A 16148-nucleotide genomic window follows, 5' to 3' on the forward strand; every position below is an offset into this window, starting at 1 on the left:
GACAGGCTGCCTGCCATCTCAACGAGCGCTTAATGCCATCGGAAGTTTGTATTGGAAGCTTCTTCGTCGCGTCGCCATGTTTAAGCGCAGTGTAGCCGGCCAAATGAGGAGCATGTCATGGAACAGATCGCTATCGGCAAGTCCGGCATCACAACGTCTCGGGTGGGTCTTGGAACCTGGGCCATCGGCGGATGGATGTGGGGCGGCAGCGAAGAACGCGAGTCCATCGCAACTATCCAATCGGCCGTCGAGCGCGGCATTACGCTGATCGACACAGCGCCGGTCTATGGTTTCGGCCGGTCCGAAGAGATCGTCGGTAAAGCGCTCGCAGAAGGCGGACTGCGCGACAAAGTACAGATCGCAACGAAAGTCGGGCTCGCGTGGAAGGACGGCAAGGTCTATCGGGACTCCTCGCCGTCACGCATTCGTCAGGAAATCGAGGACTCGCTGCGCCGTCTACGAACGGACGTCATCGACCTTTATCAAGTCCACTGGCCCGATCTCGACACGCCATTCGAAGAGACGGCGCGCACGCTGGAGGATTTGCGGCGTGCTGGCAAAATACGCGCGATCGGGGTCAGCAATTATTCTCCAGGACAGATGGAGCAGTTTCGCCGTGCTGCGGCGCTCGATGCGGTGCAGCCGCCCTACAATCTGTTCGAGCGCGAGATCGAGGCCGACGTTCTTCCCTATGCCAAGAAAGTCGGTCTTACGGTGCTCAGCTATGGCGCCTTATGCCGAGGGCTGCTCAGCGGGCGCATGACCACCGCGACGACGTTTAGCGGCGATGATCTGCGTAAAGCCGATCCGAAGTTCCAGGCCCCGCGCTTCGCACAATACCTTGCTGCAATCGAAAAGCTGCAAGCTCTGGCGCAGAACCGCTTCGGCAAATCCGTGCTCGCGCTTGCTGTCCGCTGGGTCCTCGACCAGGGGCCAACGATTGCGCTGTGGGGCGCGCGCCATCCCGGCCAGCTCGATCCGGTAGCCGAAGTCGATGGCTGGCATATCGACGACGGCAGCAAGCGTGAAATAAATGCGATTTTGGAAGCCTGCATCAGCGATCCAGTTTCTCCTGAGTTCATGGCGCCGCCGGAAAAGCGGCCACAATTCGCGCAGGCCCGGTCAAGCTGAGATGGCGGCGTGCCGCAACTTTCACTCTGTCGACGAGATATGTGAGGAAGTATGAAAGTCGGATTCATCGGGCTCGGTCATATGGGCTCGGCCCTCGCCGCAAACCTGCTCAAGGCAGGATACGACGTCACCGTCTACAATCGCACGCGGGCGAAAGCCGAAGCACTTGCGTCTCAGGGCGCCAAGGTCGCAAGCGCGCCGGGCGAAGCAGCGACGGGTGATGCCGTCTTCACGATGCTGGCGGACGACACCGCCGTTGCGAGCGTTGTTTTCGACGACGGCGGCATTCTCGCCAGCATGAACCCCAAGGCCGTTCATATCTCGCTCAGCACCATCAGCACGGCCCTTTCGAAGCGGCTGGCGAAGGCGCATGCGAAGGCCGGGCAGCGCTACGTCGCAGCGCCCGTGCTCGGCCGTCCTGATGCGGCAGCGGCGGCGAAGCTCTTTATCGTTGCGGCGGGTGCGGATGACGCGGTGAAAGCCGTAACGCCTTTGTTTGATGTTATCGGACAACGAACATTCGCCGTCTCGGAGCAGGCCGACGCCGCCAACGTCGTCAAGCTCAGCTGTAATTTTCTTATCGCGACCGTGATTGAATCGCTCGGCGAAACGATGGCGCTCACAAGCAAGGCCGGCATCGACAAACACAACTTTCTCGACATCCTCACCTCGACGCTGTTCGGCGCGCCGATCTACAAGACTTACGGCAATCTAATTGCGGACGAAAAATTCAAGCCTGCTGGGTTTGCAGCGCCCCTCGGGCTGAAAGATGTTCGGCTGGCGCTGGCCGCCGGCGAGGAACTGCGCGTACCGTTGCCCATCGCCAGCCTGCTGCGCGACCGCTTTCTAACGCTGCTTGCCAATGGCGGCGATGATCTCGACTGGTCGGCCGTCGGCAGCCTCGCGGCGAAAGATGCAGGCGTCGCCTGAGTTCCCTACCTTCGCGCATGTCTCCCACGCCGTTTCGAGCTTACACTGACGGTCGTAAAACGATAGCATCGTCAGCATGGACTGGAACCAAACAGTATCCATGCCTATTTCGAAATTTCGAATGCGTTATCGAATTTCGGAGCCGGACATGAGCACGTCGATCGCAACGTCGCACACGGCCAAGTTACACAAGGGTCTGCCGCCTGGTCCGAAAGGTACCCTGATCGGCGGCAATCTCTCGCAGATCGGACCGCGACGCGTCGATTTCTTTCTAAAGTTGGCGCAGACGTATGGTCCTATTGCGAGCTTCCGCGCCGGACGATGGCGACTTTTTCTCGTTAGCGATCCGGAGCTCATCCAGCAGGTACTGGTCACGGACGCGCGTTCCTACATCAAGCATTTCGGCGCGCGGACGTTCAAGCCAGTCCTGGGCAACGGCCTCGTTACAAGCGAGGGTGATTTCTGGCTGACGCAACGCCGCCTATTGCAACCTGCTTTCCTCAAAACACAGGTGCTGTCCTATGCTCCGGTCATGGCGGAATTGACAGAAGCGATGCTCGCGAAGTGGGTGCCAGGAACATCTGTTGACATCGCATTCGAGTTCAGCGCACTGACGAGCGCCATCGCACTGAAGACGCTGTTCGGCCTCGACGATCACGGCGATCGCGTGCGCGTTGATGAAAGTCTGCGGCTGACGTTCGAGCTTCTGACGCATCGTCTCGACTCGTTGTTTCAAGTGCCGCTCGTTTTTCCGACGCCAGCCAATTTGCGCCTCAAGCGAGCGATCGCAGACGTCAACGCCGTGATTGACGGTTTCATTGCGCAGAAGCAAGCGGCGTCTCCCGGCAACGATCTGCTGTCCACGATGATTGCAGCACAGCGCGAAGACGGCACGCAAATGACGGCGCAACAGCTGCGCGACGAAGCGATGACGCTCTATCTCGCGGGCCATGAAACGACGGCACTCACCTTGACGTGGAGCTGGTATCTGCTGTCGCAACATCCCGACGTCGAACAGAAGCTCGTTGCCGAATGGCAGCGTGTTCTTGGCGGACGCGCGGCGCGTGCGAGCGACCTCTCGGCGCTGACGTATACGGCGGCCGTCATCAACGAGGCGATGCGGCTTTATCCCCCCGTCTATGTCATCGGGCGCGAGGCGACGACCGACCTCGAACTCGGCGGTTATCGCGTCAAGAAAGGCTATACGATTTTGATGAGCCAGTGGGTCAACCATCGCGACCCGAAGTATTTTCCTGAGCCCGAGCGCTTTCTTCCCGAGCGATGGCTCGATGGCCTGGCATCGCGTCTGCCGAAGTTCGCTTACTATCCGTTCGGCGGCGGCCAGCGGCTTTGCATCGGCGTGCACTTCGCATTGATGGAAGCGGCCATTGTGCTCGCGACCGTGGGGCAACAATTCAAGTTCACGCTCGCCCCCGACGCGGTGATCGACATCATGCCCCAAATCACGATGCCACCGAAGTACGGCATGCCCGCCACGCTGATGCGTCGTTGATTTTTGGCTCCTACGAGGCTGTCGCGAGGTCCTCTTCCGGTCGTCGCCAGAATGCAAATCTGCGCTTGCGTACGGGCTCGCCAGCGGTTGCGAGCGAGCTAATCAGATCGGCAGCGCCGCGAACCACACGGCGGTTGTTCCAGTATCCGGTGTGAGCATGATAGGCGACCATCGGTTGCGACAGATAACCGAGCCCGCGAAGAAGCATGCCTTCCGATGCAACCTCAATATCGTCAAGCAGCGGCTCGTTCGCGTAAGCTTCGTTGAGCGGCTTCAGCGGATAGCCGAGCAGATCGTTGCGGCTATAGAAGTTGAGCCATCGCGTGCGCGCTCGTATATCGGCATCGAGATCCCTACCAGGAAAAGCTGGCGGCGTGTTCGGATCGCGGGACGTCGTGATTGGTAGAATGCGGCTCGGTCCAAACGTGAAAGTAAAGAGCGGCATGTTCGAACCCATCATCACTAGGCCTGCCAGCGTATCGAGGCGGCGGAAGGGCGAGCCGTTCTTCAAGTAATCGGCGAATTCTCGGATATCATCGCCCTCTTGTGCGAGGCGCGCATCGTCCCAGTTCTTGATGGTATTTACGTCCCAGATGAACGAAGAGACGATATGGCAGCCGAGCGAATGGCCGATGAAAATCAGCGGCCGGTTCGGCTGGCCGTCACCGTCGAGTGTTTCGAGAACGGCGCGAATGTCGGACTGAATTTCGTAGTAGCAGGAATTGCGGAAGCTCTTTGTCTTCTGATAAGCCGCCGCGTCACCCAGCCCCTGCACGACGAGACTGCGATAGGGTGTTACGGGGAAAAGGCGGCTCTTTGCAACCTCATCGAGATATTCTTTCTGGCGTTGGCGCACGCGCTCCGCCCAGAAGACCGACCGAAACGTCGCGACGTCGCGGACGCGCTTGGGCAGGCAGGCCTCGATTGCGGACTGCATGCCTGCGTGATAACCCGGCGCAAACGTATGGATACCGTGCACGAACACGATCGCGACTGGCTGCGCCATGCTCCTCCCCCGCATTCTTCAATGTATAAATAGACTTCGTTCCAACTGCTATCGTTCGGGCTTGCGGCGTTTGCATGGCGTGCGTGCAACGCTGCGCCGTTTCGCACGTTGGCCGTTCTATAATGCTTTCATCCGAAGTCACATCAGGATCGCATGACATGGATGCAAAAATCGTCGCGATTACGGGAGGCGGACAAGGCATCGGACGCGGCATCGCGTATGCTTTCGCGGCGGCGGGCTATGCGGTTTCCATCGCCGATCCGGCCGCGGACGCAGGCGAAGAAGCCGTCGAATACATCAGCAAGCTCGGCGGGCGCGCGCTGTACGAGCGCGCAGACACGTCGCGCGAGGAAGACGTGAGCCGCTGGATCGCGCGGACCATCGAAACGTTCGGCTGTCCGGAGGTGCTCGTTAACAACGCCGGGATCAATGCCAATCAGCCGTTCCTCGAATTGCGGATCGAGGATTTCGATCGCGTGCAGGCGGTCAACGTTCGCGGTGCGGTGCTCTGCACGCAAGCCGTCGCGCGTGAACTCGTCAAGGCAAAGCGGGGCGGTGCAATCATCAATATCGCCTCGACGCGCGCCTTCATGTCGGAGGCCAACACCGAAGCCTACACGGCATCAAAAGGCGCGATCATCGCGCTGACGCACGGCCTGGCGATCAGCCTCGGCGGCTATGGCATTCGCGTCAACGCGATCAGCCCCGGCTGGATCGAGACCGGAGACTGGCAATACTCGGCACGCGCAAAAATCCCGCATCATTCGGACGCCGACAACGCGCAGCATCCTGTCGGCCGCGTCGGCGTACCGGACGACATTGCCAAGGCATGTCTGTTTCTCGCGAACGATGCAGGCTTCATGACTGGGCAAAACATCATCATCGACGGCGGCATGAGCGTGAAGATGATTTATGTCTAGTTCGCGGTCGTCGCGCTGACGCAATCGCGGCTTATGCCGCTCGGCGCTCAATAGGCTCAAGGATATATCCCCGTGACAACCGCAATCATCGAGAACGTCTCGGATACCGCATTCTGGGTCGCTCATTATCGCGGCATCGAAGGTAAGCGCGCGGATGCTCTCTTTCATGATCCCCTCGCGGCAGTGCTGGCGGGAGATCGCGGACGGACCATCGCCGAAGCCATGCCGCGGCCGTTCCTGACGGAGTGGGTCATTGCCGTCCGCACTCGCATCATCGATGATTTCATTCAAGGTGCGGTCGCCAACGGTGTCGATACTGTTTTGAACCTCGGAGCGGGCCTCGATACCCGGCCCTATCGAATGGATTTGCCTCCGGCGCTGCATTGGATCGAAGCCGATTACCCGGCAATGATCGACTACAAGAAAAGCTTGCTCGCGCAAGAAAAGCCGCGCTTCGGTCTGTCACGCGTGAAATGCGATCTCGCGAACGATGCGGAACGCAAATCCGTGCTCTCAGAGGTTAATGCGAAATCGCGGAAATTTCTGGTCCTGACCGAGGGCGTCGTTCCGTATCTGACAACAGATGCTGCCGGGGCTCTGGCCGATGATCTCCATGCGCTCGATCATGCGGCCTACTGGATCGTCGATTATCTTTCGCCTCAGCTTCTCAAGTTCCGGGAGGGCATGATGTCGGGCAAAATGCAGAACGCGCCGTTTTTATTCCGCCCCACTGACTGGTTTGGCTTCTTCGATCAACATGGTTGGCACCGCGAGGAAATTCGCTATTTCGGCGAGGAAGGCGATCGGCTGGGTCGCAAAATACGGATGCCCTTCCTAGCAATCGTCGCCACCGTCGCGCGTGCGCTGTTGTCATCTACCGAACGACAGAACTTCAAGAACGCGGCTGGCTACGCTCTGATGGTGCCGAAGTGAATTGGAACCAGCCCCAGCGCTTCGAGCGCCGGGGGCTGCTCAACGGCGACAGAAAACCTACACACCGCGTCGCAACACACCGGCCACGAGGCCGATGATCACGAACACGACGGCCACCATCAGCAAGAGATGCGCGCCAGACATCGCCGTTCCAGCTACGCCACCAAAGCCGAGAAACGCCGCAATAAGCGCGACGACCAAGAAGACGATCGCGTAATAAATCAGGCTGCCACCCATTGTGGTCCTCCATGCTCAAATGTCTGGAAAGCGAACGCACGCCGGCGTTTTTAAGTTCCTTTTTGCTTGTGCCCGGCTTTTTATTGCGCCCGGCGACACGCTTTCCGCGAGCCGGCCGCCCTCGTTTGTCATCCCGGTCGACGGAGAGCCCGGCCCCAGTGTGGCCATGCTCCCAGGTCTCGCCGCCAATGCGGGGCCGAAATAACAGCGCGGTGCACGGCTCGCCCCTGGCGATGTCGTTCGACATTTTTGCCCCGTTCGTTAAAGATTAACGCCGGGGACGCGGCCGGGCGGCAAAGATGGCTTGGCCAGCCTAACACTCGGAGCTAGCCTAAGAGTTGTCGTGAACGTCTTAATTGGCCCGTCGATTGCCATGCCTGTCGTTCTATCCATCATCGGCCAAAAAGGCGGCGTGGGAAAAAGCACGCTGGCGCGAGCCATTGCGGTCGTCGCGGCGCAAGGAAACCTACGGGTCAAGCTGCTCGATCTCGATATCGGGCAACAGACATCCGTGCGCTGGTCGACGACGCGCGCAACGAGCCGTGCGCTTCGAACCATCGACGCGGAGGCTTTTTCATCGGTCGCCGATGCGCTGAAGGATACGTCGGACGCCGATCTTGTCGTCATCGATACACCCGGCCATCTCTCGCCCGAAACATTCGAAATTGCGCGTGCATCGGATCTCATCGTTCTGCCGACTGGCACGAGTTCGGACGATCTCCATCCAACGACGCTGCTGCTCTATGAACTGGAGCAGAGGGGGCTATCGAAAGATCGGCTGTGTGTTGCCCTTTGCCGGATCCTGGACGCAAAAGAAGAACGCTGGGCGCGGCACTACCTTGAAACGACCGGCTATAAGCCGCTCACTGGCTCGCTGCCGGAGCGGCTCGGTTATCGGCGTGCGCACAATCGCGGCCGGGCGATCACTGAAACCTCGGAAGCCTCGCTCAACGAACGCGCCAATGAATTGATGGCCAGTGTGCTGAGGAAAATTCTTCAGCACGTTCGTTCCGCCAACGGCGTTTATTCGGCGCATTGAATCTTCCGCACGCTGCAGGGGTTATCATGATCACTGTTTATGGGTACGTGCCGGCGTGGGGGCTTCCCGATATCAGTCCTTATGTCACCAAAGTCATTGCATACATGACTTTCGTTGGAATTCCGTTTCAACATCGATCTCAGGACCTCGCGCGGATCGACATCGATGCGCCGCACGGCAAACTTCCTTATATCATCGACAGTGACGGCACAAAGGTCGCCGACTCCAACGCAATCATCGCGTACCTCAAGGAAAAGTTCGGCGATCCGCTCGATGCGGATCTTTCGCCATCGGAGAGAGCAAACTCTCTCGCATGGAACCGGCTTATCGAAGAACACCTCTATTGGAGCGGTGTCATTGAACCGCGCTGGCGATCGGATGCCGGCTGGGAAACATATATCCCCTTCATCGTTCAAGGCGCCGAGGTGACTCCAGAACTCAGAGCGGCGTTGGATGCCTTCCGTCTTCGGATCTTGTCCGGCTTTTGTGGGCAAGGAATGGGGCGGCGATCCTCGTCAACCGTGCTTGACTGTTTCAAGACGGATATCGACGCGCTGTCCGCATATCTCGGCGACAAGCCCTATTTCCTTGGCGACAGACTACATTCCCTAGATGCCTCGGCCTACGCGATGCTTCGTCATCTTCACGATCAGCCGCATGAATGGCCCGGCGCGCATTATGTGGCGAATAAGCAAAATCTCGTCAGTTACATAGATCGGGTTCGCAGTGAGCAATACATTTGAGGGAACTCTGTTCCTATAATGCAGCGCTTCCGGTCGGATAGCTGCGGTTCATGTTCTTTACAAATCTACAAGCTGCGTCTGCGCGGGAAACCATTACCTCTCGATCCCGTTTGAAGACCGTCCTATCGACAAACGAGAGGTAAGTTTCATGAAATTCGTCACAACCGCTGCACTGCTTGGCGCGGGCATGCTTGCTCTGACCGCGACCACGGCTTCGGCGGCAATTGTCTGCAACAGAGAAGGCGATTGCTGGCACGTGCGCGGGCACTACAAATACGAACCGGGCCTGCATCTGCGCGTGTTTCCAGACTCTTGGAAGTGGGGCGATCACGATCACTATCGCTGGCGCGAGCATGAAGGCCGCGGTTACTGGCGCGGCGGCGTGTGGATTAATCTCTAATTAGTTTGTGCCCGGCGACACGCGTTCCGCGGGCTGGCCGCCGGGCACATTACTTGACGCATCGTTCTTGGCAGAATTTCTGAAAACGCCCGGCGACGCGCGTTCGGCGCGCCGGGCATTTTCGTTTTGCCGCTTCCGACTGCGCTGGTCGCAGACAGCCGGAAGCGGCGGAACCATCACAACGGAATGTTGTCGTGCTTCTTCCAGGGATTTTCGAGCGTCTTGTTGCGCAGCATGTTGAGCGCGCGGCAAAGGCGCTTGCGCGTCGCTGAGGGCGTGATGACCTCATCGATGTAGCCACGCTCGGCGGCAACAAACGGATTGGCGAAGCGCTTCTTGTATTCGTCGATGCGGGCCTGGATCTTCGCCGGGTCAGACAATTCAGAGCGGTAAAGAATTTCGGCTGCACCCTTCGCGCCCATGACGGCGATTTCGGCGGTCGGCCACGCATAGTTGACGTCACCGCGGATGTGCTTCGAACTCATGACGTCGTAAGCGCCGCCGTAGGCCTTGCGCGTGATGACCGTGACTTTCGGCACCGTGGCTTCCGCATAGGCAAACAGCAGTTTCGCGCCGTGCTTGATGAGCCCGCCGTATTCCTGCGCGGTGCCCGGCAGGAAGCCCGGAACGTCAACGAACGTCACCAACGGAATGTCGAAACAATCGCAGAAGCGAACGAAGCGCGCGGCTTTGCGCGACGCATCGCTATCGAGCACGCCCGCGAGCACCATCGGCTGGTTGGCGATGATGCCGACGGTCGAGCCTTCCATGCGTGCGAAGCCCGTCACGATGTTCTTTGCGAAAGCTTCCTGGATTTCGAAGAAGTCCGCCTCGTCCACGACCTTCAGAATGAGTTCCTTGATGTCGTAGGGCTTGTTCGGATTGTCGGGGATCAGCGTATCGAGCGAATGGTCGATGCGATCGGGGCTGTCGTGCGTCGGGATGAGCGGCACGCCCGCCTGGTTGCTCGACGGCAGGAAGTCCATCAGGCGACGCATCTGCAGCAGTGCCTCGAGATCGTTCTCGTAGGCCTTGTCGGCGATCGAGGACTTCGTGGTGTGGACCTTGGCACCACCCAACTCTTCTGCGGTCACGGTTTCGTTCGTCACGGTCTTCACGACGTCGGGGCCGGTCACGAACATGTAGCTCGTGTCCTTCACCATGAAGATGAAGTCGGTCATGGCAGGCGAGTAGACATCGCCGCCCGCGCAGGGTCCCATGATCACGGAAATCTGCGGGATAACGCCGGACGCCAGCACGTTGCGCTGGAATACTTCGCCATAGCCGCCGAGCGCGTCGACGCCTTCCTGAATGCGCGCGCCACCTGCGTCGAACACGCCGATGATCGGGGCGCGGTTTTTCAGCGCCATATCCTGGATCTTGGTGATCTTCTTGGCGTGTGTCTCGGACAGCGAACCGCCCATCACCGTGAAGTCTTTCGCGAAGACGTAGACGACGCGGCCGTTGATCGTGCCCCAGCCGGTGACGACACCGTCGCCCGGCACCTTCGTCTTTTCCATACCGAAGTCGGTGCAGCGGTGCTCGACGTACATGTCGAATTCTTCAAACGAGCCGTCATCCATCAGAAGTTCGATGCGCTCGCGGGCGGTCAGCTTGCCCTTGGCATGCTGCGCGTCAATGCGGGCGCGGCCGCCGCCGAGACGGGCATTGTCGCGGCGCTTCTCAAGCTCATCGATAATGTCTTTCATGGAACCCCTTGCCTGGCTCGGGCCGAATGTGCCGAAAGGGCTCTCTAGCATGGCTCCGATGCAGCGCAAACGGTGAGTTGTCGCGATGCCGGAGCCAAGCCCGGTACGTCGGCAAAGGCCCGGAAACTCAGGCGCTTTTTGCGGCGGGCTCGGCTGCCGGAGCGGCCAGCCGGGCGGACAAATCAGCCGCCTTGACCTCGACAAAGCCGGCGCCGCGAACTGGCTCAATCAGAACGGGATGATTTTGGGCTTCGGCCCAGGCCAGCGTCGTTGCGATGAAATTCGCGATCGGCTCGACGATGACGCGCTTGCCCGCGATCTTTTTCATGTGGGCTTCGGCGTCAGGCCGGTGCGAAAAAACGTGCAGCTTGTCGGCCGAGCGCGGCTTCTGCGTGCCGGGCGTCAGCATCGGGCCCTCGGCATTGCCGACAAGGTAAATTTCGCGCTTCTCACGGGCGGCGGCCACATAAAGCGGGATCGCCTCGGTCTTGAGCCGGATCAGAAGATCGCGCGGGTCGATCTCGGCTTCGATCGGATCGGAAACCCAGTCGGTGCCGACGAAACCCTTGGCGGTCGCGATGCCAGGCAGAATATCAGTTGCAAATACTTCCAGAGAGATATCCTGCAACTCGCGGTTTCCGGCCAACGCTTCAGCCCAGCGCCCGGCCTCGATCGGGCTTGACCAGAAAAGCTGAACCGTTCGCCCAGCGACCTTCTGCGAGGGCACGGAAGCGTTTTCCTCGTCGGCAAGCGTGAGCACACGCCCTTCGGCCACCGCCCGGCGCACGAAGCGGTCGCGTTGCGCTAGCTCTGGAATGCGCGGCGCGTTGAGCATTGGTCACCGACCCCGAATCATTCCTGCAAGTGTTCTTGAAACGCGACGCGAGGACAAGGAGGTCCCGGGTAAAGATAATCCTTCGTGTTAAATTCGGTTCTTTCCTCTGTGTTTCCGATGCGACGTCTGCGCCTCAATTGTCCATGGCTTCGACATTTGCCAGCACCCGACGCAACAGGCCCATCAGCGTCTCGACCTCTTGCGCGGTTAGCCCCTCCATCGCTTCCTTGTTGCCTTGAAGGAGGATCTCACGCCCCTGAGGCAGCTTCGCCAAAGCTTTTTCGGTAAGCGAAATCATGCTGCTGCGGCGATCGGTTAGATCCGGTTCCCGGCGCACCAGGCCGTCGCGCTCCATGCGATTGATAAGCTGCGCCATGCTCGGCTGCTCAACTTTTACCAAACGCGCCAGCTCGATTTGCGACATTCGATTACCGTCTTTGAGAGCGCTAAGCACGGGCAGATGCGCGGAGGCAAAGCCCAGCGCACGAAGGCGCGTGTCGCCGACCCGCGCCAAACCGCGCGCAATTCGACTGAAATAATGACCGGGCGTCTCCATCGGCTTCCACTTCCCGCTTGCCATTACATAGGGTCCTATGTTTATAACATAGGACCCTATGTAAACGGAGGCGGCGGAAATGGCAATCGGTTCACAGATCGCAATTATTGGCGGCGGCCCCGGCGGATTGATGCTCGCCCGGCTACTGGAACTCCGCGGGGTGATCGCGACAGTGTTCGAGCGTGATGCTCACGCCGGCGAGCGTCCGCAAGGCGGTTCTCTCGACCTTCACGCCGAGTCCGGCCAGCGCGCCATGCGTTGCGCCGGGTTAGAGGCGGAATTTCGTGCTGCTGCTCGACCGGAAGACCAGGGCGATCGTTTGTACGACGAACACGGAACGCTCCTGTTCGACTACGACGGCCTTGGCGACGACCGGCCCGAAATCGACCGCACAGAACTTCGCCGCATCCTGCTCGGCTCCCTTTCCACAACGGAGATGCGTTGGGGCTACAGGATCACGGGTGTCCGCCACGCGGAGAATGGCGGTTACGATGTGATGAGCGACGGCATCAGCGAACATTTCGACATTGTCGTCGGCGCCGATGGCGCTTGGTCTCGCGTCCGTCCCTTGCTCTCCGACGCCACGCCTTTTTACGAGGGCGTCACCTTTGTCGAACTCGGCTTCGATGCGAGCCGCCACCCCTCTGTCGATACCCTTGTTGGGAGGGGCAAAATGTTTGCGGTCGGCAACAACCGCGCGCTGATCGCCCAGCGCAACGGTCACGGGCACATCCGCGGCTACGCCGGTATTCGCATCGCGGAGGCTGAGGCCCAGGACTTGTCAAAAAGATCTACCGGCCGGGTACGTGCAACCGTACGGGAGGCGTTCGACGGTTGGGCTCCGACGTTGACCCAGTTGATCGAGGAAGGCGACATTATTGGCGTTCGCCAGTTGTATGCACTGCCGGTTGGCCACCATTGGATCAGCAGACCTGGGCTCACAATGCTAGGCGATGCTGCGCACTTGATGTCGCCTTTCGCGGGCGAAGGCGTCAATCTCGCGCTCGCCGATGCCGTCGATCTTGCGGATGCGCTGACAGCTGAAAACGGCTGGTCGGCCGTTGAGCATTATGAAGCGGAGATGGTCGCGCGGGCGACGCCGGCTGCGGAAGAAGCGTCAACCGGCTTGAACGGTGTTTTTTCCTCGACCGGCATTTCGGATGTCCTGGCGCATTTTAAGGAACGCGTTGAGGCGCGTATCCCAGCGCAATAGGCCCAGTGCATTGGCCGGGACGATGCAGAAATCTGGGGGCGGCCACCTAAAAGGCGACCTTGATTTGCCCCGTCCGTGCCCATAGCATAACGCTTCCCAACAACTTGGAGTGGCTTGGACGCACATCCGTCGGCCGCGAACATCGTGACCGAAGCCCTCATCGTTCTGGCCCTTGTTCTTCTCAACGGCCTTTTTGCGCTTTCCGAACTTGCGATTGTTTCGGCACGCCGGCCGCGATTGAAAGCCATGGCGGCATCGGGCCGTTCCGGCGCGAACAGCGCGCTGGCACTCTCGGCGCAGCCCGGCCGCTTCCTGTCGGCCGTCCAGATCGGCATCACACTGATCGGCACGATCAACGGCGCCTATTCGGGCGAGACGTTCGGCGAGGACGCTTCCCTCTATCTGCAAAACCTCGGCTTCAGCCGACAGATTGCCGACCCGGCCGGCTTCGGTATCGTCGTCGCGGTCATCACGTATCTTTCGGTCATTATCGGCGAATTGGTGCCGAAGACGCTGGCGCTGCGCAACGCCGAGGCGATCGCCTGTTTCGTTGCGCCGATCATGACGGGTTTCGCGAAGATCGCGGCGCCCATCGTCTGGCTTCTCGATACCTCGACGAACCTCGTGTTCCGTCTTCTCGGACTGTCGCAGGAAAGCGAGAGCAAGGTCACGGATGAAGAGATCAAGACGCTCATCGCGGAAGCCGAAACGGCGGGTGTGCTGGAGACGGGCGAAGGCGAATTGATTTCGGGCGTCATGCGTCTGGCAGATCGCGCCGTCGTCGGCATCATGACGCCGCGCACCGATGTCGTCTGGATCGACATCACCGCGTCGGACGAAGCGATCAAGGAACGGCTGATCTCGACGCCGCATTCGCGTCTACCTGTCGGTGAAGGCTCGACCGACAAGCTGATCGGCGTGGTGCAGACGCGCGAGCTGCTGTCGAACCTCCTCTCCGGCAACAACTTCGATCTGAAGTCCTTCGTTCGCAAGGCGCCGATGATCCCCGAGACAGCGGCGGCACTCGACGTGCTCTCGGTGCTGCGAGACGCGGAAGTGCCGATGGCGCTGATCCACGACGAATACGGCGACTTCGAAGGCCTCGTCACGCCCGCCGATATTCTCGAAGCGATTGCGGGCGTTTTCAAATCCGATGCCGAGGGCCTTGAGCCCTATGCGGTCGAGCGCGACGACGGGTCGTGGCTGTTTTCCGGCGGTATGCCGGTCGATGAAATGGCCGACAAGATCGGCATCGTGCTGCCGGAGAACCGCTCCTACGAGACTGTCGCCGGGTTTGTTCTTGCCGGATTGCAGCATTTGCCGAAGACGGGCGAGCACGTCGATATCAGCGGCTGGCGGTTTGAGGTCGTCGATCTCGATGCGCGCCGTATCGACAAGGTGCTCGCAAGCCGTCTGGTGCCGTTGCGGCGCAGACTTCCTACGTAGCTTTTCTGCACAAAGTCAGAAACCGCACGGCGGCGTCGAACTCGGCCCGGCGGCCACGGCGGCGTGCAAGGGCTTCAGAATCCTCGCCCCAAAGCGAGATCTGATAATCTTCATCGACGTGCGCGGCTTTCCAGGCGGCGTCCGGGCTCAGCCATTCGCGGTCGATGGCGAGCGCGATCAGCGCCGAACCGGTCAGCGTCGTGATGACGTGCAGTCCCGATAGCCGCATGGCGTCGTGCGGCTCCAACGCTTGCTCATAAGCGACGATCGCAGCAGTTGGCTGAGCGACATGCACGATGCCGAACACGACCCGAAACTCGGCGTTGAGCGTCTCGTTCACCCACGCGACGATCGGATCCCAATGCTCGGCCTGTAGCTCGACGAGCTTTTCTGGTGTCTCTGCGCGATAGCAGATGAGATCGGTTCCGGCATAAGCGGCGATATCATCGGCAACGGCGTCAAGCGTATCGGCGACAGCATCGATGGCTGTGTTGGCGAAACGGGTCAACGGCATATGTGCGGGGTTGATATGCTCACCCTGGGCGCGCCATTCCTCGGCGATGGCTTCCGCGAGTTCGTGCGTCGGCAAGGCAAGCGCACGCTTCTTTGGCGTTTTGATCGGGCGGCCATCGAGCAGCACGCTGAAAGGTGCCGTGTCGCCGACGCTCACCTCTTTGTAGAAGCGGCGCGGAAGCGGTTTGGCCAGGCTGTCGTTCAGGACTTTGCCTGGACCGCCGGATGGCCGCGGCTCAGCAGGCCCAGAGCCGGATTTGCCTTTTCCGTTCTCGTCGTTCATGCGGCGCTGCTTTCAAGTGCGAGGACATCGTCGATGGCTTTGGGCAGATCTTCGAAACGTTCGACGATAATATGAGCGCCGGCGTTGTTTAGTTCCGCCACGGTGTGATAGCCCCAGGCGACGCCAATTGCCGCCACGCCAGCAGTCCGCGCCATCGCCATATCATACGTCGTGTCGCCGATCATGACCGTAACTTCGGGCGTTGCGTCGGTTTCGAGGATAGCGCGCTGAAGCATCGAGGGATGCGGCTTCGAGGGATGATCGTCGGCAGTCTGGATGGTTGCGAAACTTCCGTGCCAGCCTTCGCGGTCGAACAGCCGATCGATGCCGCGACGCGACTTGCCCGTCGCGATGCCGAGAAGGTGGTCGTCACGCGCGGCGAGATTGGCGATCGTTTCCTTGGCTTGCGGAAATAGGATCTCGGTTTCGGCCGGATCGTGCTTCAGCTCGCGGAACGCCATCTTGTAGCGTTCAGCGAGCGCAGCGCGCGTCGCCTTGTCAACATCGGGGGCCAGCACTGCAAACGCCTCAGGGAGCGAAAGCCCGACGACCGAGAGCGTTGCCTCCCGCGTCGGCGGGGTCATCTCGAGCGTGGTGAAGGCGTGCACCATCGACAGCACGATGCCCGCCTGGCTGTCGACGATCGTGCCGTCGCAATCAAAAACAACGAGTTTCATGGGGGGCGTTTTAGCATGGGGATTTTTAGTTTGCACCCGGCGCCCCCCCTTACGGGGAGCCGGC

17 protein-coding genes are annotated in these 16148 nt (G+C 60.1%); 10 read left to right on the top strand and 7 right to left on the bottom strand.

Going from position 1 to position 16148, the window contains the following annotated elements; genetic code table 11:
• Positions 1–117 precede the first annotated feature (117 nt).
• The 3 genes from HYP802_RS0114705 (at position 118) to HYP802_RS0114715 (ending at position 3574) form a co-directional block, all read left to right on the top strand.
• Positions 118–1131 carry an aldo/keto reductase gene (locus tag HYP802_RS0114705; protein ID WP_013948140.1) on the top strand — a complete coding sequence of 338 codons (1014 nt, stop codon included), beginning with the start codon at positions 118–120 and terminating at the stop codon, positions 1129–1131.
• Between the two features lie 51 nt (positions 1132–1182).
• Positions 1183–2061: an NAD(P)-dependent oxidoreductase gene (locus tag HYP802_RS0114710; protein ID WP_013948141.1), complete on the top strand. Its 879-nt coding sequence runs from the start codon at positions 1183–1185 to the stop codon at positions 2059–2061.
• 148 nt (positions 2062–2209) lie between these two features.
• The gene (locus HYP802_RS0114715; RefSeq protein ID WP_013948142.1) at positions 2210–3574 is read left to right on the top strand and encodes a cytochrome P450; all 1365 of its coding nucleotides are present in this window, start codon (positions 2210–2212) and stop codon (positions 3572–3574) included.
• A 10-nt stretch (positions 3575–3584) separates the two neighbouring features.
• Here the strand turns inward: HYP802_RS0114715 and HYP802_RS0114720 are convergent, their stop codons facing one another.
• Entirely contained in the window at positions 3585–4580 is a 996-nt protein-coding gene (locus HYP802_RS0114720) for a hypothetical protein (protein ID WP_013948143.1), read from the bottom strand.
• A 158-nt stretch (positions 4581–4738) separates the two neighbouring features.
• Here HYP802_RS0114720 and HYP802_RS0114725 point away from each other — a divergent pair, with 158 nt between their 5' ends.
• Together HYP802_RS0114725 and HYP802_RS0114730 are read left to right on the top strand one after the other, a co-directional pair.
• Positions 4739–5500, top strand: coding sequence for a glucose 1-dehydrogenase (locus HYP802_RS0114725; protein ID WP_013948144.1), 762 nt, complete (start codon positions 4739–4741; stop codon positions 5498–5500).
• A 72-nt stretch (positions 5501–5572) separates the two neighbouring features.
• Entirely contained in the window at positions 5573–6433 is an 861-nt protein-coding gene (locus HYP802_RS0114730) for an SAM-dependent methyltransferase (RefSeq protein WP_024276049.1), read from the top strand.
• A 57-nt stretch (positions 6434–6490) separates the two neighbouring features.
• Here the strand turns inward: HYP802_RS0114730 and HYP802_RS0114735 are convergent, their stop codons facing one another.
• Positions 6491–6670 (bottom strand): DUF1328 domain-containing protein, encoded by a 180-nt coding sequence (locus tag HYP802_RS0114735; protein WP_013948146.1) that lies wholly within the window; start codon positions 6668–6670, stop codon positions 6491–6493.
• Between the two features lie 343 nt (positions 6671–7013).
• On the opposite strand from HYP802_RS0114735, the gene HYP802_RS0114745 reads away from it, so the two are divergent.
• From HYP802_RS0114745 to HYP802_RS0114755, 3 genes are all read left to right on the top strand, one after another.
• Positions 7014–7709 carry a ParA family protein gene (locus HYP802_RS0114745; RefSeq protein ID WP_081740978.1) on the top strand — a complete coding sequence of 232 codons (696 nt, stop codon included), beginning with the start codon at positions 7014–7016 and terminating at the stop codon, positions 7707–7709.
• A gap of 26 nt (positions 7710–7735) precedes the next feature.
• Complete coding sequence (locus tag HYP802_RS0114750; protein ID WP_024276052.1) at positions 7736–8452, top strand: glutathione S-transferase family protein; 717 nt, start codon at positions 7736–7738, stop codon at positions 8450–8452.
• 148 nt (positions 8453–8600) lie between these two features.
• Complete coding sequence (locus HYP802_RS0114755; RefSeq protein ID WP_013948149.1) at positions 8601–8852, top strand: hypothetical protein; 252 nt, start codon at positions 8601–8603, stop codon at positions 8850–8852.
• Between the two features lie 176 nt (positions 8853–9028).
• Here HYP802_RS0114755 and HYP802_RS0114765 read toward each other — a convergent pair whose 3' ends face one another.
• From HYP802_RS0114765 to HYP802_RS0114775, 3 genes are all read right to left on the bottom strand, one after another.
• A complete protein-coding gene (locus tag HYP802_RS0114765) occupies positions 9029–10561 on the bottom strand; it encodes an acyl-CoA carboxylase subunit beta (protein ID WP_013948150.1) in 1533 nt (510 codons plus the stop codon).
• Between the two features lie 127 nt (positions 10562–10688).
• The gene (locus tag HYP802_RS0114770) at positions 10689–11396 is read right to left on the bottom strand and encodes a DUF2750 domain-containing protein (RefSeq protein WP_013948151.1); all 708 of its coding nucleotides are present in this window, start codon (positions 11394–11396) and stop codon (positions 10689–10691) included.
• 133 nt (positions 11397–11529) lie between these two features.
• Entirely contained in the window at positions 11530–11910 is a 381-nt protein-coding gene (locus HYP802_RS0114775; RefSeq protein ID WP_244420883.1) for a MarR family transcriptional regulator, read from the bottom strand.
• 121 nt (positions 11911–12031) lie between these two features.
• Between HYP802_RS0114775 and HYP802_RS0114780 the strand changes: the two genes are divergently transcribed.
• Together HYP802_RS0114780 and HYP802_RS0114785 are read left to right on the top strand one after the other, a co-directional pair.
• Complete coding sequence (locus HYP802_RS0114780) at positions 12032–13165, top strand: NAD(P)/FAD-dependent oxidoreductase (RefSeq protein WP_013948153.1); 1134 nt, start codon at positions 12032–12034, stop codon at positions 13163–13165.
• Between the two features lie 144 nt (positions 13166–13309).
• Positions 13310–14611, top strand: coding sequence for a hemolysin family protein (locus HYP802_RS0114785; RefSeq protein ID WP_024276053.1), 1302 nt, complete (start codon positions 13310–13312; stop codon positions 14609–14611).
• On the opposite strand, the gene HYP802_RS0114790 is transcribed toward HYP802_RS0114785, so the two are convergent.
• Together HYP802_RS0114790 and HYP802_RS0114795 are read right to left on the bottom strand one after the other, a co-directional pair.
• Positions 14604–15407: an ATP12 family protein gene (locus HYP802_RS0114790; protein WP_013948155.1), complete on the bottom strand. Its 804-nt coding sequence runs from the start codon at positions 15405–15407 to the stop codon at positions 14604–14606. The two genes, HYP802_RS0114785 and HYP802_RS0114790, sit on opposite strands and share 8 nt — an antisense overlap.
• Positions 15404–16084 (bottom strand): HAD-IA family hydrolase, encoded by a 681-nt coding sequence (locus tag HYP802_RS0114795; RefSeq protein WP_024276054.1) that lies wholly within the window; start codon positions 16082–16084, stop codon positions 15404–15406. Before HYP802_RS0114795 ends, HYP802_RS0114790 begins: the two co-directional genes overlap by 4 nt.
• Between the last annotated feature and the right edge of the window lie 64 nt (positions 16085–16148).

This window comes from Hyphomicrobium sp. 802, assembly GCF_000526135.1.
GTDB lineage: Bacteria > Pseudomonadota > Alphaproteobacteria > Rhizobiales > Hyphomicrobiaceae > Hyphomicrobium_B.